The sequence below is a fragment of the uncultured Campylobacter sp. genome (assembly GCF_938017775.1).
Taxonomy (GTDB): domain Bacteria; phylum Campylobacterota; class Campylobacteria; order Campylobacterales; family Campylobacteraceae; genus Campylobacter_B.
In genome coordinates, this window is the sequence record NZ_CALIIU010000014.1 from 1 (window position 1) to 21,826 (window position 21,826).

A 21,826-nucleotide genomic window follows, 5' to 3' on the forward strand; every position below is an offset into this window, starting at 1 on the left:
AAAAATCCAAACTAAAAGATTAAATTTTAATCTCTAAATTTACAGCGCCTGCGCGAGTATAAATTTTGCAAAATCCTCGCGGGAGTTCGGGCATTTGCACACTTCGTAGTATTCGTAACCCAGCTCGCGCACCTGGTCCTTATAAAAAATATCCAGCTCGAAATCGGTCTCGGAATTATCCACGCAAAATGCGATCGGAAATATGAGCGCTTTTTTGCTCTGCAGATCCCGTAAAACGTCCGCGACATTGGGCTCTAGCCACTTCACGGGGCCCAGGCGCGATTGATATGCCAAGATAATCTCTTTAAATTTAATCCCGCGCGCAGCCAGCAGATCTTTTAAAATTTCCACGTGCGCCTTTACCTGCGCCTCGTAGGGATCGCCCGCGGTGATCATTTTTACCGGCAGCGAATGTGCGGAAAATATGAGTGAAATTTGCGAAATTTCATCCGCGCTAAATTTTGCGACGCATCCCGTGATTAAATTTAGTAAAATTTCGTTGTAAGCGGCGCTGTCGTAGAAAATATCAACTATCTTATAATTTTTTATCCCGAGCCGCTTAAGTGCCGCTTCGGCAGAGCACAGGCTCGATTGCACCGTCGTTTTCGAGAAGTGCGGATACAAAGGCATCAAAATTATCTCATCAAAATCCGCGTATTTTTTAAACACATCCTCCGCAAAGGGCGGCGTGTAATTCATCGCATAATCGCAAATTAGCTCATCTATCGGTTTTTCATCCTTCGGCGCTTCATTTTGTAGCGGCTCGCCATGCGTCGGGGCGTCTTGCGGCGGCTTGCTCTGCAATGAAATCTCTTGTTGTGGCTCATTCGCGGCGCCCGCATCCGCTGCGCCTTCAAATTTTAATCCCGCGCCTAATTTTGCTCGCGCGAGTAAATTTACCCGCTCGCAAAGCGCTTCGGTGATGAAGCATATCGGCGAGCGCCCGCCCAATTTTTCGTAGTTGCTGCGCGCCGATGCGGTTCTGCTTTTTACGATGAGAGAGGCCAAAACGCTGCGCCAAAAATCACTCTTAACGCCCAAAATAAAGGGGTCGTTAAACATATTTTTTAAAAAAACTTCAACCTCGCTCAGATTGTTCGGGCCGCCCATGTTGAGCAAAATTAGGGCTTTTTTCATGAGATGATTTCTCTGATTTTTATCGCGTCCTCTACGCTTGCAAGACCTGCGTTAGTACTGCTGTCGCACATCGCGCAAAACGCTTCGTGTTCGCGGCGCAGCGAAAAGTCATCGCGATCGACGCGCAGATTTACGCGCCCGTCAGGCGTAATTTTAAAAAGAGTTATTGAGATTAGATCGCCGAAATACACACCGCTGTCGGTGCAAATCTCGATACCGTGGCGCCTGATCGGATAGAGATTGGACTGCATTAGCGTGCAATAGCAGCCGCTTTTTGTGTGAAGCGTCGCGCATGCGGCTAGAGTGCGCTCTTTAGAGATATTTTTGCTAAGTTCTATGCAGGCGATCTCGCTGTGAGAAAGCAGCCGCACAAGATCGATATCTCTAAAAAGGGCATTGGCGACGATATCTGCTCTATCATCGTTTGCAAAACCGCTTACAAAGCTCATCGAAAAAATTTTATCCCCCTTGGCAAGCTCGCGTAGCAAGGATACGATTACTGGATTGTAGCGGTCGGAGTAGCCTACGGCTAGGCGCGTGCCGTTAGTGGTGACTGCGTAGTTTATCTCTCTAGCTTCGGCTAGGCTTTGTGCGAGCGGAGATTCTACAAAGATATTTTTGGTAAACGGCAGGCATTTTAAAATCAGCTCTTTATGCGATGGCGGTGGAGCCGTGATGACTACGGCATCGGGCTTAGCGACGTTAAAAAGATCGGTTAGATTATCAAAGATCGGATAGCGCGGGCCGAAATTTTCACTGCTGCCCTTATGATAAAGCGCTACAAGCTCGAAATAATCGCTCCTTCTTAGCTCGCTGAAGTGCTTTTGACCAAGCTCGCCCATGCCTATGATCGCTATCTTTTTTTTCATCGCCATGCCCTAAATTTAATCTTTCGCGCCATTATAACTAAGAATGGTTAAAATTTATAATTTTTAAAATCTAATTTAGCTAAAATGCGCCTTTAAAATTTAACTTGAAATAGGACAAATCATGGATATTAGAAGCGAATATTTAAATTTCTTTGCAAGCAAGGGGCATCAGATCGTTCCTAGCGCGCCGCTAGTGCCCGATGACGACAGCTTGCTTTTTACCAACGCGGGCATGGTGCCCTTTAAAAGCATATTCACCGGAGCCGTACCGCGCCCGACGCCGCCTATCCGCACGAGCTGTCAGACCTGCATCCGCGCCGGCGGCAAACACAACGACCTAGACAACGTCGGCTACACCGCGCGCCATCATACGTTTTTTGAGATGCTTGGAAATTTCAGCTTCGGCGAGTATTTCAAAGAGCAGGCGATCGCCTATGCGTGGGAGTTCGTAACCGAAATTTTAAAGCTTCCCAAAGACAAACTTTACGTCACCGTGCACGAGAAAGACGACGAAGCGTTTGGGTTCTGGGCGCAGCACATAGCGCAGGAGCGTATCTACCGCTTCGGCGACCACGATAACTTTTGGGCGATGGGCGATACCGGACCGTGCGGTCCGTGCAGCGAAATTTTTTACGATCAGGGTGAGGAGCATTTTCACTCGCCCGAGGATTATATGGGCGGCGACGGCGACCGCTTTTTGGAGATTTGGAATTTAGTTTTCATGCAGTATGAGCGCAGCAAAGACGGCAAGCTTAGCCCGCTTCCAAAGCCTAGCATTGACACGGGCATGGGGCTTGAGCGCGTCACGGCGATTAAAGAGGGCAAATTTAGCAACTATGACAGCTCGCTTTTTATGCCGCTAATTGATGAGGTCGCGAAGCTTTGCGGCAAACCTTACGTTTATGAAAGCGGCGCGAGCTATCGCGTCATCGCCGATCATATCCGCTCGGTTACGTTTTTGCTAGCGCAGGGAACAAATTTTAACCGCGAGGGTAGGGGATATGTTTTGCGTAGAATTCTGCGCCGTGCCGTTCGCCACGGCTATCTACTCGGCATCAAAGAGCCATTTATGTATCGCCTCGTGGATAAAGTATGCGAGCTGATGGGCGGGCACTATGCCTATCTGAATGAGAAAAAGCAAGCCGTAAAGGAGCAGATCAAACTCGAAGAGGAGCGGTTTTTCGCCACTTTGGCAAACGGCATCGAGCTTTTTAACGAGGAGCTTGCGCGCACTAAAGAAATTTTTAGCGGTGAGGTCGCGTTTAAGTTATATGATACCTACGGCTTTCCGCTCGATCTGACCGCTGATATGCTGCGCGAGAAAAATTTGCGCGTGGATGAGGCTAAATTTGACGCGCTTATGAGCGAGCAAAGGCAGATAGCTAAAGCCGCATGGAAGGGTAGCGGCGATAAAAACGTTCGTGGCGATTTCAAGGCGCTGCTAGAGAAATTCGGCGAGAATAAATTTAGCGGTTACGAAGAGCTTAGCCGCACGAGCAAGGTTTTAGCGCTACTTAACGAGGATTTTGCGGAAGTGGATGAGCTCAAAGCCGGCGATATCGGCTGGGCGATGTTTGATGTCACTCCGTTTTATGCACAAAGCGGCGGTCAGACGGGCGATAGCGGCGAAGTGGAGTCCATAGCCGATGTGTTTGATACTCAGAAATTTTATGGGTTAAATTTATCCCACTTGCGCCTTAATCGTAACTTAAAAATTGGCGATATCGTCGGGCTCAAGGTTTCTGAGGAGCGTGAGCAGATTGCACGTCATCACAGCGCGACGCATCTTTTGCATGCGGCGCTTCGTGCGGTACTAGGGGCTCATATCGCTCAAGCAGGAAGCTTAGTCGAGGCAGATCGCTTAAGATTTGACTTCTCGCATCCTAAGGCACTTAGCGACGAGGAGCTGGCTAAAATCGAGGAATTTGTAAATAATGCCGTTTGCAAGGGCTGTGCGGCAAAAACTGAGATTATGGATATAGATGACGCTAAAAATAGCGGCGCGATTGCGCTTTTTGGCGAAAAATACGGCTCAAAGGTGCGCGTCGTGAGCTTCGGAGAGATTAGTAAGGAGCTTTGCGGCGGAATTCACGTGCGTAATTTAAGCGAGATAGGACCGTTTTTTATAGTTAAAGAAAGCGGCGTAAGTGCGGGTGTTAGGCGTATCGAGGCAGTTTGTTCGCGCGCCGCTTTAAATTTGGCGCTTCAAAATCGCGCTAAGCTTGCTGAAATTTCTGCGGAGCTAAAAGGGATTGAGCCTCTCCGCGCGATTGAGAAATTAAAAGATGAGATCAGATCGCTAAAAGATCAGATCAAGCATGCAAGTAATTCCCATGCACTGGCATTTTTAAATGTCGGCGATATCAAACTTTGCGTAGCCTCAGTCGAAAGCGGTGATATAAAAACTATGATAGATGAGTTTAAAAATAGCCACGAAAAGGCGGCGATAATGCTGATGCAAGTAGGCACCGACGGCAAAATTTCAATCGCAGCAGGCGTTAAAAACGCGCCTATTAAAGCTGGCGAGTGGGTTAAGCTAGCGGCGCAAATTTTAGGCGGCGGCGGCGGCGGACGCGATGATTTTGCGACCGCAGGCGGCAAGGACGTGCTAAAAATCGAAGAAGCGATCAAAGAGGCGATCTCTTACGCAAAAGGTAAGATTTGAACGAAATCGATACCGGCTTCATCAAAGCCTCGCAAATTTTGCCGCTGATTCACATTTTAAGCGTGATTTTTTTGATCTGCGCGCAGATCTGCGTATTTTTGATCGCGCGAATTTTTATGAATTTAAGCAGTAAAAGCCAAGCAGATGCGAAGGATGTAAAATTTGCAGAAATTTTGCGATATATGAAGCGCTATGAGCAATTCTTTGCGCTATTTTTGGTGATCGTTTGCGTAAGTGGATTTTTTCTTGCGGACGGCGGAGGTTTTAAATTTTCAGATCCTATGGTAAAAGGCGCGATTGCGACGCTATGGGCTGGCGCCGGCTTTATACTACTAAATTTTATCTACATGCATTATAAAATTTCATCTTTGAAGCGAGCTTTGGATGCGGGCGATGAGCTTGAGGCGAATGAGCATTTAATCATCGTCGTTAAATATTTCATCCCGTTAAATATCGTAGTTACGCTGATTTGCGTTTATCTAGGCGTGACGGTGGGCGAGTTTTGATGATCTATTTAGCTTCCAGCTCGCCTACTAGAGCGCAAATTCTAAAGGATAGCGGCGTAGAATTTACGCAAATTCCTTTTAATTTTGACGAAAGCGGCATTAGTAAGGACGATGCACGCACCTATGCTTACCGCGTTGTCTTGGCCAAGAAAACGCAGTTTTTTAAAATTTATAAAAATTATGATAGAGTGCTGTTTGCCGATAGCTCCGTACTTGCCGGCGGCGAAATTTTAGGCAAGGCGCGGGATGAAGCGGACGCATTAAGGATGCTGCGAGCTCAAAGTGGTGCTAGCTGCGCCGTTTATACTGCGATGATTTTTTGTAATAAGGCGCTAGAGCTTTCGACGCTTAGCGTCGCAAGCTTTGAATTTGCGGAATTTAATGAAGCAGATTTAAAAGGCTATATCGCTAGCGGCGATTGGCGCGGCAAGGCGGGTGCGATGAGTATCGAAGGCTTTAACGAAAAATATATCAAAAGCTCGCGTGGGTCAAAATTCACGGCGATGGGGCTTGATCTGGAAAATTTAAAGAGGTTTGTATGGTAAGAGTTTTATTTAGTTTTATTACGGTTTGTGCGTTTGCCGCGGGCGGGATTTTTTTGTATTTTTACTCGCAAATCCGCTTGGAATCGGACTCAATCATCGATTATCATCCCGAGCTTACGACTAAAATTTATGACCGCAACGGCAATTTGATAGCCAATGTTTTTAATGAACAAAATAGAATTTACGTAAAATTTGACGAGATCCCAGGTCGCGTGATCGAGGCGCTCGTAGCTATCGAGGATACGGCGTTTTTCGAACACGGCGGCGTGAATGTCGAGGCGATTTTTAGGGCGATTATTAAGGATGTCAAAGCGATGAAATTCGTCGAAGGGGCTTCCACGATTACGCAGCAGATCACGCGAAATTTAGTTCTTTCGAGCGAAAAGAAGCTTGATCGCAAGATCAAAGAAGCAATCCTATCGCTTAAAATAGAAAATGCTCTAAGTAAGGAACAAATTCTAGAGCGTTACTTCAACGAAGTATATTTTGGGCACGGATATTACGGCATCCGCACGGCGGCCTTGGGATATTTCAAAAAGGATTTGCAAGATTTAAGCCTTAAAGAGATTGCGATTTTAGTGGGCTTGCCGAAAGCTCCTAGCAGCTTCGATCCTACTAAGCACCTGGATTTGTCGCTTTCGCGCGCCAATAACGTGATTTATAGGATGCATGAGCTCGGCTGGATAAATAAGACCGAATATGAGCTTGCGATGAACGAGCAGCCTACGATCTACAACGAAACGCTCACGCAAAATGTAGCGCCGTATGCCGTAGATGAGATCATAAAAGAAGCGGAAAAAATTCTACCGGACGTCCGCACGGGCGGATACCGCATAGATACGAGCCTTGATTTAAAGGCGCAAGCGATGGCGCAAGAGGCATTAGTTTTCGGCTACAATGAAATTTTAAAGCGCAACAAAGACGCCAATGCAAGCAACGTAAACGGCGCTATGGTCGTCACGCATCCGCAAAACGGCGAAATTTTAGCCTTAGTAGGCGGCGTGGATTACGCGAAATCAAATTTCAATCGCGCCAGCCAATCCCAGCGCCAAACCGGCTCCAGCTTTAAGCCTTTCGTCTATCAAATCGCCCTTGATATGGGCTACTCGACGATGACTGAGGTGCCCGATATAGCTAGAGAATTCGACGATGGCAGCGATAAAACGTGGAAGCCGAAAAATTACGACAAGACTTACAGCGGCTACATCACGATCAAAGAAGCTTTAACTCGCTCGCGCAACCTTGCCTCGATCAATCTGATGCAATCTATCGGCGTTGATCGCGCGGTAAAAAAGCTTGGCGAGTTCGGCTTTAAAAACGTCCCGCCCGCCCTGTCAGTGGCTATCGGCAGCTACGGAATTTCGCCGCTTGAATACTCCACGATGTATTCGATGTTTCCGGGGCTTGGGATTACTGCAAAATCAAAATTTATCGTTTCGATTACCGATAAGGACGGCAAAACTCGCTTTATCGAGCCTGAGAGACGTCGCGTGCTGCGCCCTGAACAGGCATATCTGATGACTACGCTGCTAAAAAATATCGTGCAGCGCGGCACCGGTACTCGCGCGCGCGTGCAGGGCATCGACATAGCGGGCAAAACAGGTACCTCAAACGACAGCATAGATGCATGGTTTTGCGGCTTTACGCCGGATTTGCAGATCATAATCTGGTATGGCAACGACGATTATAAACCGATGCGAAAGGTCGAGGGTGGCGGACGTACCGCAGCACCGGTGTTTGCAAAATTTTTAGATGCCTACTTAAAAGAGTATCCGCAAACTAAACGAAATTTCACGGTTCCCGACGGCGTCTTTAGCAGCTCATACAACGGCAAGGAAGAGTATTACACTAAAATTTCGCCGCTTCCTAAACCCCGCGAAAGCAGCAGCGACGGATCGCTTTAAATTTGGATGCAAATCCAAATTTGATCCACTTTCGGAAGCCCTTGCATAGATTGCGTTTATTAAGCACAATATAAATATGCTAATTTATAGTTTGTTTAAGGTAGTAGGCAATAAAATGCATAATCATTTTATTTAGGGGTCAAGATTGCAGGATTTAGAATTTGAAAGCAAAAAGATAAGAATAGAAAATACTCGTGTAAAATTCGGCAAATTTTTTACGAAATTATGTTTTATATATTTTTTATATTCTCTTAGCGCCTTTATAATTCCTAAAAATATTTTAGATATTTCTCCTGTGTGCTTAAATTTCGTAAATTTTATGAAAAGTTATTTTCCAAATATCGAAATTATTGGTAGTATTAGTCCCTACACCCAACTTTCTGAATTTTACGTTAGTATTATGTTGGATATACGGGATTATTATTTTTGCGGTTTCTAGCTTATATTCATTGGTTTATTATATTTACTTTTGCAGATATGATGATGATTTTATATTGCTTTCAAAAAAGAAGCGGGAAAACGATTTTCCGTTTTTGTTGCTTCCGTTTATGTTCGGTCTCGGTATTTTTATGTTTGAGGTTTATTATACCGGATATTTTGCAAGTAGCGGTATCAGCATAAGAACAAGCCATTTTATGCCGGAATTTCAAAGTAGATTTTCAATTTTTGGATATATTTTTTTCTTTCAATCCGGTTTTTCTCTTTCGAGTTCCGCAATATTAATGTCTGCATTTGAATTTATTTATAAAATATATTTCTATTTAAAAGGAGTGAAAGATGCAGAGCAAAGTCAATGAAAAGAGTGGTGTATTGAATTAAAAATTTGGAGTATTATCGTATGGAATTTCAAAGTTATAAATCTGAAATGCCTCTTTTTATGATCAAAGATTATTGGACTAAAATCAGCACAGAATGTTATTTAATATTAGCTGTATTTTTAGTTATATTTCTATTTTTCTGCAGAGGAAGTGCTTGGGCATATCAATTTTTAGGAGCTGTTACTTTTTTAGTGGGAATTTTATTTATTAATAAACATAAATTTTTAAATTTCTATTCCGATAGAATAAAATATAATTCTTTATGCAAAAATTATAACGATGTATATTTAGTACATAAAAGCGTAAAGACTTCTAATTTTGATAAAATCGCTATTTATAAATTTTCTGGACTCGTGATTGAAGACGCGTGCAAATACAATGCCAATATAACTAGGTTTAAAAAATTTCTCTTGCTAATTTTATCGTACGCTTTGCATCCGATAAATCTTCTTTGCTTTGGTGTACTTAAAATTTTAAGAAGAATAGATAGCATAAATTTAAATGTTCTAATTTTATTAGATAGTACTCATAGTAATTATTTTGCCATTCCGCTAACTATGTTAAGTGAGTATGAACGAGTAAATTTGAAAAAGTATTTAAAAGACAAACTAAATCTAAATCTTGATAATATCGAGGTAAGGGATAGATTTATAGATATAAATTTTATATAAAATTTTCTAAAATACCTTATTCCAGTATACTTTAATAAATTCCAGCTTAAGCAGATAAATTTTATCTTTTTATTGACGGACCTCAATGCTTATCGAAATTTAAATAGGTAAAATTCTCTCCTAATTTCAGTTAAAGGAGTGAAAATGGCAGAGTATAAGAAGCTCTGGATGACGCTTGTAGCGGTACTCATCGTGGGCTTTAGTTTCTTGGGTTTTTACGGCGGCGAGGTGTATAGGCAGTCTCCGCCGGTGGTAAAATTTACCGATGCTAGCGGAGCTGAGCTAATCAGTACCGAGCGCATTTACCGCGGACAGGAGGCCTGGCAGAGCATCGGCGGTATGCAGGTGGGCTCTATCTGGGGGCATGGAGCGTATCAGGCGCCCGATTGGAGCGCGGATTGGCTGCATAAGGAGCTGGTCGCGTTTATGGATATCAAGGCGCAGGAGCGTTTCGGCGTGAAATTTGACGCCTTAAATGACGAGCAAAAGGCGCAGATTAAGGCGCTTACCAAGGCCGAGTACCGTACCAACACCGTAAAAGACGGCACCGTTAAGCTAAGCGACGATCGCTTGAAGGCTATGGCTGTCGTAAAAGACGAGTATATGGGCGTTTTCGGAAACGATCCGCGCTTTAAAAAGCTTCGCGAGGATTACGCGATGAAGGAAAACACGCTCGCAAACGAGCAACACCGCGCCGAGCTTATGGATTTCATATTTTGGACTGCTTGGGCGGTTTCTACGGATCGTCCGAGCGGAGAGGCGACCTATACCAATAACTGGCCGCACGAGCCGCTAATAGACAATGTCCCTACCACGGAAAACGTCGTTTGGACGATCGCAAGCCTCGTTATTTTGCTTACCGGCATCGGCTTGTTGGTTTGGTTCGGAAATTTCTACGGCAAAAAGGACGAGGATTTCGAGGCTCCTGCGAAGCTAAACGCCGATCCGATCGCCGCTTTAGCGCTTACGCCGTCGCAAAAGGCGCTCGGCAAGTACCTTTTCGTAGCGATTGCGTTGTTTGCATTTCAAGCCTTCATCGGCGGCTTTGTTGCGCACTATACGATCGAGGGTCAGTCCTTTTTCGGGCTTGATATTTCGCAATATATCCCTTACTCGCTAGCTCGCACCTGGCACGTACAGGCGTCCATTTTCTGGATCGCTACGGGCTTTTTGGCGGCGGGATTGTTTCTAGCTCCGATCATCAACGGCGGCAAGGATCCTAAATTTCAAAAGCTCGGCGTGGACGTGCTTTTCTACGCGCTTCTTTTCTTGGTCGTCGGCAGCTTCGCGGGCGAATACATGGCGATTGCGGGTAAGATGGATCCAAGCAGCAGTTTCTGGATCGGACATCAAGGATACGAGTATTTAGACCTCGGTAGAATTTGGCAGCTGATACTGTTCGTGGGCCTTGTGATCTGGATGGTACTCGTGCTTCGCGGCTTTATCGCGGGCTTTAGAGCCGAGGGCGATAAGAATTTATTGGCCATCTTTACCGCTTCGGTTATCGCCGTGGGGCTTTTTTACGGCGCGGGACTATTTTACGGACAGCGCTCGCCGATTCCTGTAATGGAGTACTGGCGCTGGTGGGTCGTGCACCTTTGGGTCGAGGGATTTTTCGAGGTTTTCGCGACGGCGTCTTTGGCGTTCGTATTCGCGTCCTTGGGCTTAGTAAGCAAGAAATTTGCCACCTACACCTCGATTGCTAGCGCGTCGATTTTCCTAATCGGCGGAATTCCTGGCACCTTCCACCACCTCTATTTTGCGGGCACCACTACGCCGATAATGGCTGTGGGTGCGAGCTTCTCGGCGCTTGAGGTCGTGCCTTTGGTGCTTTTGGGTTCGGAAGCGTTTCATTACTACAAGCTTCAATTCGCGCAGGATTGGGCCAAGCGTCTAAAATGGCCGCTTTACTGCTTCATTGCCGTGGCGTTTTGGAATATGCTGGGCGCGGGCGTTTTCGGCTTTTTAATCAACCCACCGCTTGCGCTATTTTACATCCAGGGCTTAAACACCACCGCGGTGCACGCTCATACGGCGCTATTTGGCGTATACGGCTTTTTGGCGCTCGGTTTCGTGTGGCTCGTGGCGCTGTATATCTACAGGCAAAAAAGCTTCGACGATACGCTGATGAAGATCGGCTTTTGGGCGCTAAATGCGGGTCTGCTTCTAATGGTGCTAATCTCGCTTCTGCCGGTTGGAATTTTGCAGGCGTTCGCGGCGATCGACGTGGGTATGTGGTATGCAAGAAGCGCGGAATTTTTGCAGAAAGACAGCCTCTACGGGCTTCGCTGGGCGCGCATCATCGGCGATACGATCTTTTTGGTAGGAAGCGTGTGCTTCTTGCTTCAAATCGTGCGAATGATATTCTCACGCGCTAAATAGAGCTTTCGCGAGCTTTTATCGCCTGCTTTGCCTCGCGGGAATTTTATTTCTCGCGGGGCCTTTTAAATTTTACTAGGCTTTGCAAGAGCCTTTTATGCGTGAGCTTTTTGCCGCAAAGGGTAGCCGCGCGAGCTTTAAGCTTAGCCGCAAATCGCGATCAATCTTTAAAATTTTAAAATTTCATCCCCTTAAATTTACCCAAGCCAAATTTTAAATTTGCTAAAATTACCGCCGAAATTTTAATCTCAAGGAGTAGAAAATGGGTGTGCGAGAGCAAATTTTAGAAGACATTAAAACGGCGATGAAAAGCGGCGATCACTTCCGCAGAGACAGCCTGCGGATGCTTAACGCCGCGCTTAAGCAGGTCGAGGTGGACGAGCGCATCAGCCTTAGCGATGAGCGCGTCTTTAGCATACTTCAAAGCGAGATCAAGCGCCGAAATGACTCTGTGGAGCAGTACCGCGCGGGCGGTCGCGACGATCTGGTGCAAAAAGAGCAGGGCGAGATCGAGATCATCGCGTCCTATCTGCCCGCGCAGCTAGGCGATGCCGAGCTTGCTGCTGCGGTTAGCTCGCTAATCTCGCAGCTTGGCGCTAGCGGCGCAAAGGATATGGGGCGCGTGATGAAAGCTGCCAAAGAAGCGCTCGGCTCAAGCGTAGACGGCAAGCGGCTAAGCGAGGCGGTCAAAGCGGCACTGAAGTAGAGCCGGGAATTTAAAAGCCGTGGCTTTGCTTCTCGGCGGAGTTTTGCGGAACGCAGAATTCCGTATCGAAATTCCGCACCCAAAATTCTGCGTCGGGATTTTATAGCGCGGAATTTTGCACTGAAATTCCGAGCGTGAAATTTAAGGCGCAAAATTTCGCTGCTGAAATTTTTTAAGATAGAGCTTTGGCTGCGGAATTTATACGCTAATTTAAAATTTTAAAGGATCATCATGAAAAAATTTATCGCGGTTTTACTAGCCGTCCTGCTTGTGGGGTGCCAGTGCAAACAAAACGTAGCGCCTGGAGCGAACGAAACGCCCGAAAAGATAACGGCATTTTTCATAAACGATGGCAAGGAATACATCGTAGGCGAGAAACTCAGCTATGTCCTAACGAACGGCTCGTCGCTTAAGAAAATCTCGGAATTTTACGACGGCGGATACGCCAAGGGGCTTAAGCGCGAGTTTGTGCAGATCGAAGTAACCGATGCTAAAAACGGCGAGGCGCGCGGTAGCTTCAGTGCTTTTTTAAACTCTGCCGCAGGAGCAGACGTCGCCAAAATCAAAGCTCTAGCAAATCGCATCGAAATCGATGAGAAAAAAGGTGAGATCGAGGTTATTTTTAACTTTGATGCGCGAGTAGTGCAGATCAAAAATCTTGGCAAAATAATGAAGCCAAGCGATAGGCTGCGCTCTCCGATTCCGGCAAACATCGAGGTTAGACATGAACGCTGTGAGAGCAACGTCCTATTGGATACGTTAGGCGTAATCGTGGCTATACCGGTGGTAATCGTGGGCGTAGTGCTATTTCTGCCCGTCGGGGCGATGGAGGCGCTTGCGATGCAGCATAGCCCGCGATAATAAAAGCCGTAAAATTCCGTATCTTGCAGCGAAACTTACAATGTAATGATCGATGAAGCTCGGCGAAATTTGGTATAACTTAGATCGCAAGTTCGATCTATTTATGATCGCATTTTATTTGGCGGCGATGTGGTACGGATTTCTTTTTAGCTTGAATCCTAAAAGCTTAGATGATCTGAAAATTGCGAATGGAATAATCATGGATGTCGGAAGCGATGATGGGCGCGAATATATGCAGATTTTTACGGATGAGCGCAAATTTATCAAAGTCTTTTTAAATGGCGATACGGATAACTTAACCTCTTTTTATAAAAATAAAATTTTGCTCAATGCAGCAATTGCTGAAGCTAATTTTAAGCGCTCAGGAGCGGACGAGTGGCAAGGCGTGAATATCAAGCCTTCTATCTCGCTAATCGCATACGAATGGCTGGAAGGCAAGCGAGTTAAAGCTTGGTATCAAAGCCATCCGTTTCAGGGTCGCGGTACGGCATATCAGGTCTTATTTTTGGATTATAATGCGAGCGTCGATCCGCCGCAGCGCGAGTATCTGATGAAATTCAGATATGACAAATACGCTACGACGGATGATAAATTTACAGCTACGATATTTGGAGCTTTGACGCTCATTTTTCTTGCGATAATGGCGGGCAAATTTTATCAAGCATGGCGCCAACTGCAATAAACATTGCGCCGCGAAATTTTAATTAGCATCGGATAGCCTGAAAACACGGCGCGCAGTATCGATACGAAACACTTTAAAAGATGCTAGGTTGCGACGTACATTTCATTGCAGATAGCGGCGCAAGCTGGATAAGCTTACGGCGATAAATTTAAAGCGTCATTAAAATACAGACCGAAACGAGATTTAAAATTTTGATAAATAGCGTGCGCCGAGTTTTGAAATTTTGCGGCTCTAGCTGCGCCGGCTAGCGCTAAATTTTAAAATTTAAACTGCGCGAGATTTCAAAATTTCAAAATTTTAAATCTCGCGCTCGTTTAGCAGTATCCATAAAATTCTAAACGCCAAATGGGAGCGAATGGGCTAAAATAGACCATTTATCAGCCCTTTAATCGCGTCTGATTTCTCCTTTTTCGCGTCGTTTTTGCTGCTGTTATCGTCCTTTTTTACGCCGAAAAGCTTGTCGATACCCTTGCCGATCTGCTTGTCTAGCTTGCCCTTTAGATAGTCGGATTGGATATTGTATTTCGGTTCTTTGATCGTGCCGGTGATGTTTATTTCAAGATCGGTCTTTTCGATATTTGCCTTAACTGGCACCGAAATCGCGCCCGTTTTGCTATCCAGCGTGCCGCCCGTGACGTTTAGCTTGCTTTTTTGCGCATTCATATCGGCGTTGAAATTGATTAAATTCTGCTTGATCGTGCCGTTTACTTTGGCGTCGTTATAGACCTCGCCGCCTAGATCGCGCCCTAAAATTTTGCCGATTTTATCGATCAGTCCGCCGCTAGGAAGGCGGCCGTTGTTGATGATCGCGTCAAATTTGCCGCTGTGCGAGTTTGTATTATACGTAAGATTTGCATTGCCCGTGCCGTCGTAGACGTGATCGATATTTAGAAGCGTCGTAAGCTCTTTGACGATAAAATTTTGAAGTTTGAAGTTCGCCTCATCGCCCGCGATCTGTCCGTTCAGCTCGCCGCCCGCAACCTTAGAATTTACGGTAGCAAACAGGCTCTTGCCGTCGTGCGAAAGCTCGCCGGTAGCGGCAATTTTACCGTTTAGTCTGCGATTTAAGAAAAATTCTAGTCGCTGCAAGCTTGGGATCAGCAGCGCGTAGTTTGCTTTAAGCGCTTTATTTTTGAGCTCGTAGGTGCCGTTTAGGCTCTGAAGCTGCGCCAGATCGGAGTTTGCGCTTACGCTAAAGGTCGCAACGGAGTTTTTGATATTTGTCTGCGCCTGTGCATCAGTTTTTAGATCGCTCGGGAAGCTCTTGCCCGTCGCGCCGTCTAAAAATTTCTTAAAAATTACACCGTTAGCGAGCGAAATTTGCGCCGTGCCGTTGATACTGTCTTTTAAGCTTAACTTCGCATCGCCGTTTATCGTGCCCTCTCCGATCGCGTTGCCGTAAAATAGAGCCGAAAGCACAGCCAGATTTAGATTGCTCGCCTTAAGTTTTAGATCGTTTAAATTTCCGCTCGCATTCAGGTTACCGCCCATCGCGTTTAGATTTAAGTTTAGATTTTTAAGCTCATTTTGCGCTAAAGCCGCGCTAAGCTCGCCGTTTGCTTTGCCTTGCAGCTTCACTCCCAGGACGTTTTGCAGCGCGGCTAGATCGTTTGCGTTTAGCTTTGCGGACAGCTCGCCGTTTTTGTTTTTTAGATCGTATTTTGCCTCCGCATCCGCTTTAAGCGCATCTTTAAACGCTGAAATTTGCGAGTTTGAAAGCTCAAGCGTAGAAAAATCGGTCTTTAAATTTCCGTTTGCTTTAACATCGCCAGAAATTTTACGCCCGAGCAGGCTTTCGAGCTTCGCTAGATCGGGCAAGCTCAGATTAAAATCGGAATTTAAAGTTTTGTTTTTCAGATCAAATTCCGATTTTTCGGCGCTGATCTTACCTAGCGTCGAATCGATCTTGCTTGCTGCTCGCAAGACGTCATTTTGCGCCGTGATGTCCGAGTTTAGCGTGATCTGCACGCCCTTTGGGATGGAGATATTCATATCTTTAAACGCAGATTCGTTTAGGATCAAATTTGAGCTTTTGATGCTCGCGTTGCCATCTGCGCCGCCGTTTCCGGCCTTGATATCTGAGAGAATGTCGATATTTCCTTTGGCGTAGATCGGCAGAGAGGCCACGGCAAGGGCTTTTTCGACGTTTAGAGCTTTAGCGTCGATTTGTAGATCAAGCGGACTAAGGTCTTTTAAATTTGCTAAAAATTTTACGTTGCTATCAAAAATCCGCCCGCTGCCGTTGATGCCGAATTTGCCAAGGTTGCCCAAAATTTGCCCTTTGAGGCTTAGTCCTTCGCTCGTTTTTATACCAAGCTTGGCTAGATCGTGCGCGTTTGCGTCATAGTTAAGATCGAAAGAGCGCGCAAAAAGCGAGTATTTGCCCTTTACGTTTACGTTCGCAGCATCATTTACGTTGGCGCTGATGTCCAGATCGCCGAAATTTAGATCGAATTTCTCAAGCTTCACGTCAAGGCCGCTTTTTTCTTTGATCAAATTTTCTACGTAAGGCTTGGTGAGATTGTTGCCAAAATCGCTGAAAAATAGGCAGCCTGCGCCTACTATAAGCAGGATTAAAATTCCTGCGATTATGCCGAAAATTTTCATTTCGTCCCCTTAAAAATTTAAAATTTGAGGGTATTATAGCCCTTAAAATTTAACGTTTGAAATCTCAATACTTGAGTTTAAATCACTAAAGTTTTATAAAAATTTTTCATAAACTATTGACAAGATTTTAAATTTTGCATATAATCTTAGCACTCAAACACATTGAGTGCCAATTTTAGAAATCACAAATCAAAGAAAGGACTGAAATGAAATTTCAACCACTTGGCAAGCGCGTTCTAATAGAGCGCGAGGAGGAAACAAAAAAGACCGCTTCGGGCATCATCATCCCCGACAATGCTTCAAAAGAGAAGCCTTCGACCGGCAAAATCGTAGCCGTCGGCAGCGAATGTGAAGGCGTCAAAAATGGCGATACCGTAGCGTTTGCAAAATACGCAGGTAGCGAGATCAGCTTAGACGATAAGAAATACCTTATCTTAAATTTAGAAGATGTTTTAGGCATAATTAAATAAAAAGGATTGAAAATGGCAAAAGAGATTATTTTTTCAGACGATGCAAGAAACAAGCTTTACGCGGGCGTTAGGAAGCTAAACGACGCTGTAAAAGTTACGATGGGACCTCGCGGTCGCAATGTCTTAATCCAAAAGAGCTTCGGCGCTCCGGCGATCACAAAAGACGGCGTAACCGTCGCTAAAGAGATTGAGCTAAAAGATACGCTAGAGAATATGGGTGCTTCTTTGGTGCGCGAAGTAGCGAGTAAAACCAACGATCAAGCAGGCGACGGCACTACGACTGCGACCGTGCTAGCTCACGCGATCTTTAAAGAGGGCCTACGCAACGTAACTGCGGGCGCAAATCCGATCGAAGTTAAGCGCGGTATGGATAAATTTAGCGCTGCGGTTATTGAGGAGCTAAAAAAATCCTCTAAAAAAGTAAGTGGCAAAAAAGAGATCGCTCAGGTCGCTACGATCTCTGCTAATAACGACAGCGCGGTGGGCGATCTGATCGCAGACGCTATGGAAAGAGTCGGCAAGGACGGCGTTATCACGGTAGAAGAGGCAAAATCTATCAACGATGAGTTAAACGTAGTCGAGGGAATGCAGTTTGACCGCGGCTATCTAAGCCCATATTTCATTACAAATGCCGAGAAAATGCTAGTCGAGCTAAGCTCGCCGCTAGTGCTTCTATTTGACAAAAAAATTACAAATTTAAAAGATCTACTTCCGGTTTTGGAGCAGGTTCAAAAAAGCGGCAAACCGCTTCTAATCATCGCCGAGGATATCGAGGGCGAGGCGCTTGCGACTTTAGTCGTAAATAAACTTCGCGGCGTGTTAAACATCTCTGCGGTCAAAGCCCCTGGATTTGGCGATCGCAGAAAGGCGATGCTTGAAGATATCGCGATTTTAACGGGCGGTGCCGTCATTAGCGAGGAGCTTGGCAGAACGCTAGAAAGCGCTTCTATGGCCGATCTTGGACAAGCCGAGCGTATCGTGATCGACAAAGATAACACCACTATCGTAGGCGGCGCGGGCAAGAAAAAAGATATCGACGCGCGCGTTTTGCAGATCAAAGCTCAGATCGCCGAGACTACGAGCGATTACGACAAAGAGAAACTTCAAGAGCGCATGGCTAAGCTTAGCGGCGGCGTTGCGGTTATCAAGGTGGGCGCTGCGACCGAAACTGAGATGAAAGAGAAAAAAGATCGCGTAGACGACGCTCTAAACGCAACCAAAGCAGCCGTAGACGAGGGTATCGTAATCGGCGGCGGCGCTGCGCTAATCAGAGCTGGACTTAGCGTAAAACTAGCTCTAAGCGGCGACGAGCTTATTGGCGCGGACATCGTTAAGCGCGCGCTTTTCGCTCCGCTTCGCCAGATCGCCGAGAATGCGGGATTTGACGCGGGCGTCGTAGCTAATAAGGTCGAGCAAGGCTCAGATAAAAAATTCGGCTTCAACGCCGCAAACGGCGAGTATGTCAATATGTTTGAAGCAGGTATCATCGATCCGGTCAAAGTCGAGCGCATAGCGCTTCAAAATGCGGTCTCCGTCGCAAGCCTGCTTCTAACGACCGAAGCAACCGTAAGCGAGATCAAAGAGGAGAAGCCTGCAATGCCTCCAATGCCTGATATGGGTGGCATGGGTGGAATGGGCGGCATGATGTAGCCCCATAGGAGCGTCATTCGGCGCTCCTATGCCATTGAAACGGCGTTGCGAGATTTTTACAGCGCCGCGAAATGCTTTATGCGCGGCGATGCTTTTGCTATGCGCCGTAAAATGAGATGTGCCGCGTTTTGGGTATGTCTAAGGCGCGGCGATTTATTATGAATTAGCGATTAAGCGGTGTGATTTTTAGTCACTGCATGATCTCGCAAATTTCGTATCTCACCTCAAATTTGCAGTTTTGCCGCATTATCCTTTAAAATTAAAATTTTATCTGAGCTTCCTTTTTACCTTAAATTCTGACTTGCCACTCAAAATTTAAGCGCAGAATTCTAAAACTTTAAAATTTTTCAGCCATCCCACCTAAACGCTTACAAAATAAAATTTTGCTGTGATATTATATTTTTAGTGTGATAAAATTCTATTGCCAAACAGAATCCTAGCTGTGGAATTTTTACAGCTTAGCCTTTATCCAGGTTTTTGTTTGGCGATACGGCTTGGAATTAGAGCTGAAATTTCATAGCCTCACTCATTAAATTTAACGCGGCTTAATCTAAGCTTTGCTAAATTTCGCCTAAAATCCATGGAAAGGAAAACGATGAAAAATTTAGCTCGTATTTTTTTAATTGCGTTCATTTTGGCGAGTTCTTCTGGCGCTTTTGCCGCGCAGCAAAGCCACAAATCTACCGCCGCGCAGCAAAACCATAAATATAAAATTTCATCTCAAAATCTGCGAGCCAAAGATCATCCGAGTAAAAATACCTCGGCAAAATTCTCTGCCGAGCCGCATGCTAAAAAACCTGCAAATGCTAAAAGCCTTTCAAATTCCAAGTTCACAAAAAATATGCGTGCATCTGGGAATTCAGCTAAAAATTCCACGCGAAAAAGTACGAAAAATTTTACTAAAAATCCCGGGCAAAATTCCGCATCGCATTCTGCGAGAAATAAAGCACCTAGGCGCCCGGCTAATCAATCAAGCAGTCAGAATGGAGCTAGCAAGAGTCTAGTCGCGACACTGATGCGTTTGCCAAAAACCCGTATCTATGAGGATGAGGCGCCAAGCGCCCGTGATACTGCGCAAACTTACAGAGGCGCAGATATGCGGAGAAATGCAAGCGCGCAAACTTACGGAGGCGCGGATGAGCAGACCGGCAAAATCGTAGACGCACAAGCTCGCAAATTAACGACGACTCAAATTGCACGGCCGCAAGCTCGCTACGGCTATAGTGCAACTCGTTCTGGCACTATGGAGCATACAGCTGCATCTCATTCGAGTGCCACGAAGTATACGGCTCGTCAAAATGCCCGCGCGCCCTATCTTCCCACATCTGCTCGCTCTAGCCGTGCGATAGGGCGCTCTGGCGGTAGCGCGCTTGGTAAAATACCGTCGCCAGAGCGGGGTAATGCGCTAGGGCAAGGTGCTGCGATGCGTTATGATGAGCGTTGGGCGAAGCCCGCTCCACAGCCTTATGAGTCTGCGCCTGAGACCGAGAAAAAGCGCGGGCTGATATTTTCGTCGCAGTGGGGCCCCGCCGCGCCGAAAAGTAAGTGGCAGCAGCACGAAGCCCCGACGGATGACGCTTCGTCGCGCAATGAGTCGGTGATGGATATGCTGCAGGACAAGATGAGCAGGGTCAAGGTGAATATGGAGCTAGTGCGCTAGCCTAGGCGGCACGCCGGCGCAATTTATATGCGTAGGCGGGTTAATTTTGCTTCCTCTGTAAGAACGGCGCTTGCATTGCAAAAACACGAACGCCGATGTTTTTTCGGCTTTGTCGCCGTGCGAAACAATACTCCCTACTGCTGCAATTAAAGATAAAATTTTTATATTTCATCCACTTGCTTTGAAATTTCACGGCTGCATGTCGCGCTGCTAGGATAAACCAGACTGCACTCGTTTTGCGCGAGCGAGCGCTGCGACGATACTGTGGGTAAAATTTCGCGGAAATTTCAAAAGCTTAATTTTGTAATTTTACGTCGCAGGACTTCGCTTGCCTGCCAAGTTTGCGAAATTTTGCTTGGCTGCGTGGTTTATTAATTTCGCTTGCCATAAAATTTTGTATAGTTTTATTTGCTACCGGAATTTTTAGAATTTTATTAGATGGCGGAATTTTATAGAGCTCTATTCGCTAAAATTTCGCGGCGAAATGAAATTTTTTGCAAGTGCGAAAGTAAAATTTAGTGGGTAAAATCCTGCAGGCAAAATTCTGCGGCGGCTAGCGAGCGCGAATTATTAAATTTTAACCCCATTTTGAATAAAATAGCGCAAAAAATTCTAAAGGCTTAAATTTGAAAAATCGCTATCCGACCCGCCAAATATCCGTCGGCTCCGTCAAAATCGGCGGCGGCGCGCCCATCTCCGTGCAGTCGATGAGCTTTTCTAAGACCAAGGACGTGGAGGGCACGCTAGAGCAGATTAACCGTCTGTATTTCGCTGGCTGTGACATCGTGCGCTGCGCCGTGCTCGATAAAGCGGACGCAGACGCGCTCGCACGCATCAAAAAAAGCTCGCCGCTTCCCATCGTAGCGGACATCCATTTTAATTTTCGCTTGGCGCTGCAGGTTGCGGAGTTTGTCGATGCTATCCGCATCAATCCCGGCAATATCGGCGGCAGGGAGCGTATCAAAGAGGTCGTGCGCGCGTGCAAAGCTCGCAGCCTGCCTATCCGTATCGGCGTAAATTTGGGCTCACTCGAGGAGCAGTTTGAGCAAAAGTACGGCCGCAGCGTGGAGGCGATGGTGCAAAGCGCGCTGTATAACGCCGCGCTGCTTGAGGATGAGGACTTTAGCGACATCGCGATTTCGCTTAAGACTTCGGACGCGCCGAGCACGGTGGCTGCGTATCGCGCGCTGCGCCCGCTGTGCGAGTATCCTTTTCATCTGGGCGTGACCGAGGCGGGGACGAAATTTCACGCAAGCATCAAGAGTGCGATCGCGCTGGGCGCGCTTCTGATGGAGGGGATCGGCGATACGATGCGCGTGAGCATCACGGGCGAGCTTGAGGAGGAGATCCGCGTCGCGCGCGCGATCCTGCAGGACGCGGGCGTGCAAAAAAGCGGCGTTAATATCATCTCGTGCCCTACCTGCGGGCGTTTGCAAAGCGATCTGCTAAGCGCGATCAAAATCGTCGAAGAAAAAACCGCGCACATCAAAACGCCGCTAAATATCAGCGTCATGGGCTGCGTCGTAAATGCGATCGGCGAGGCGAAGGGCGCGGACGTGGCGATCGCGTTCGGCAACGGGCGCGGCATCGTGATGCGCCACGGCGAAGTGGTCGCCAAACTCGAGGAGAGCAAGCTCGTGGAGCGGTTTTTGCAAGAGGTCGAGGACGAGGTGCGGGCTCGCGAAGGAGCGTGAGA

General features: G+C 46.4%; 17 protein-coding genes. 14 read left to right on the top strand and 3 right to left on the bottom strand.

The window, feature by feature from the left end; genetic code table 11:
- Window positions 1-39: 39 nt before the first annotated feature.
- Both hemH and Q0537_RS02765 read right to left on the bottom strand, forming a co-directional pair.
- Window positions 40-1,137, bottom strand: a complete 1,098-nt coding sequence (hemH, locus tag Q0537_RS02760) for a ferrochelatase (protein WP_299224919.1) — start codon at window positions 1,135-1,137, stop codon at window positions 40-42.
- Window positions 1,134-2,006, bottom strand: coding sequence for a Gfo/Idh/MocA family oxidoreductase (locus Q0537_RS02765; RefSeq protein ID WP_040304050.1), 873 nt, complete (start codon window positions 2,004-2,006; stop codon window positions 1,134-1,136). Before Q0537_RS02765 ends, hemH begins: the two co-directional genes overlap by 4 nt.
- A 121-nt stretch (window positions 2,007-2,127) precedes the next feature.
- Between Q0537_RS02765 and alaS the strand changes: the two genes are divergently transcribed.
- From alaS to Q0537_RS02815, 10 genes are all read left to right on the top strand, one after another.
- On the top strand, window positions 2,128-4,671 hold the full coding sequence (gene alaS, locus Q0537_RS02770; RefSeq protein ID WP_299224922.1) for an alanine--tRNA ligase: 2,544 nt from the start codon (window positions 2,128-2,130) through the stop codon (window positions 4,669-4,671).
- Window positions 4,668-5,177, top strand: a complete 510-nt coding sequence (locus Q0537_RS02775; protein ID WP_299224924.1) for a hypothetical protein — start codon at window positions 4,668-4,670, stop codon at window positions 5,175-5,177. Before alaS ends, Q0537_RS02775 begins: the two co-directional genes overlap by 4 nt.
- Complete coding sequence (gene maf, locus Q0537_RS02780; protein ID WP_299224926.1) at window positions 5,177-5,722, top strand: septum formation inhibitor Maf; 546 nt, start codon at window positions 5,177-5,179, stop codon at window positions 5,720-5,722. Before Q0537_RS02775 ends, maf begins: the two co-directional genes overlap by 1 nt.
- Complete coding sequence (locus Q0537_RS02785; protein ID WP_299224928.1) at window positions 5,716-7,626, top strand: transglycosylase domain-containing protein; 1,911 nt, start codon at window positions 5,716-5,718, stop codon at window positions 7,624-7,626. The genes maf and Q0537_RS02785 overlap by 7 nt, the downstream gene beginning before the upstream one ends.
- Before the next feature lie 569 nt (window positions 7,627-8,195).
- A complete protein-coding gene (locus tag Q0537_RS02790) occupies window positions 8,196-8,423 on the top strand; it encodes a hypothetical protein (protein WP_299224930.1) in 228 nt (75 codons plus the stop codon).
- Window positions 8,424-8,464: 41 nt separating this feature from the next.
- A complete protein-coding gene (locus Q0537_RS02795; RefSeq protein ID WP_299224932.1) occupies window positions 8,465-9,115 on the top strand; it encodes a hypothetical protein in 651 nt (216 codons plus the stop codon).
- A 144-nt stretch (window positions 9,116-9,259) separates the two neighbouring features.
- Window positions 9,260-11,497, top strand: a complete 2,238-nt coding sequence (locus Q0537_RS02800; protein ID WP_299224934.1) for a nitric-oxide reductase large subunit — start codon at window positions 9,260-9,262, stop codon at window positions 11,495-11,497.
- Between the two features lie 259 nt (window positions 11,498-11,756).
- On the top strand, window positions 11,757-12,200 hold the full coding sequence (locus Q0537_RS02805; RefSeq protein WP_297996266.1) for a GatB/YqeY domain-containing protein: 444 nt from the start codon (window positions 11,757-11,759) through the stop codon (window positions 12,198-12,200).
- Window positions 12,201-12,431: 231 nt separating this feature from the next.
- Window positions 12,432-13,061 (top strand): hypothetical protein, encoded by a 630-nt coding sequence (locus tag Q0537_RS02810; protein ID WP_299224936.1) that lies wholly within the window; start codon window positions 12,432-12,434, stop codon window positions 13,059-13,061.
- Window positions 13,062-13,113: 52 nt separating this feature from the next.
- Window positions 13,114-13,743: a hypothetical protein gene (locus Q0537_RS02815; RefSeq protein ID WP_299224938.1), complete on the top strand. Its 630-nt coding sequence runs from the start codon at window positions 13,114-13,116 to the stop codon at window positions 13,741-13,743.
- 360 nt (window positions 13,744-14,103) lie between these two features.
- Here Q0537_RS02815 and Q0537_RS02820 read toward each other — a convergent pair whose 3' ends face one another.
- Window positions 14,104-16,350 carry a hypothetical protein gene (locus Q0537_RS02820; RefSeq protein ID WP_299224940.1) on the bottom strand — a complete coding sequence of 749 codons (2,247 nt, stop codon included), beginning with the start codon at window positions 16,348-16,350 and terminating at the stop codon, window positions 14,104-14,106.
- A 206-nt stretch (window positions 16,351-16,556) separates the two neighbouring features.
- On the opposite strand from Q0537_RS02820, the gene groES reads away from it, so the two are divergent.
- From groES to ispG, 4 genes are all read left to right on the top strand, one after another.
- Window positions 16,557-16,820 carry a co-chaperone GroES gene (gene groES, locus Q0537_RS02825; protein WP_005871710.1) on the top strand — a complete coding sequence of 88 codons (264 nt, stop codon included), beginning with the start codon at window positions 16,557-16,559 and terminating at the stop codon, window positions 16,818-16,820.
- 12 nt (window positions 16,821-16,832) lie between these two features.
- A complete protein-coding gene (gene groL, locus Q0537_RS02830; RefSeq protein WP_299224942.1) occupies window positions 16,833-18,470 on the top strand; it encodes a chaperonin GroEL in 1,638 nt (545 codons plus the stop codon).
- Between the two features lie 595 nt (window positions 18,471-19,065).
- The gene (locus Q0537_RS02835) at window positions 19,066-20,130 is read left to right on the top strand and encodes a hypothetical protein (RefSeq protein WP_299224944.1); all 1,065 of its coding nucleotides are present in this window, start codon (window positions 19,066-19,068) and stop codon (window positions 20,128-20,130) included.
- Between the two features lie 626 nt (window positions 20,131-20,756).
- Window positions 20,757-21,824, top strand: a complete 1,068-nt coding sequence (gene ispG, locus Q0537_RS02840; RefSeq protein WP_299224946.1) for a flavodoxin-dependent (E)-4-hydroxy-3-methylbut-2-enyl-diphosphate synthase — start codon at window positions 20,757-20,759, stop codon at window positions 21,822-21,824.
- The last annotated feature ends 2 nt before the right edge of the window (window positions 21,825-21,826 follow it).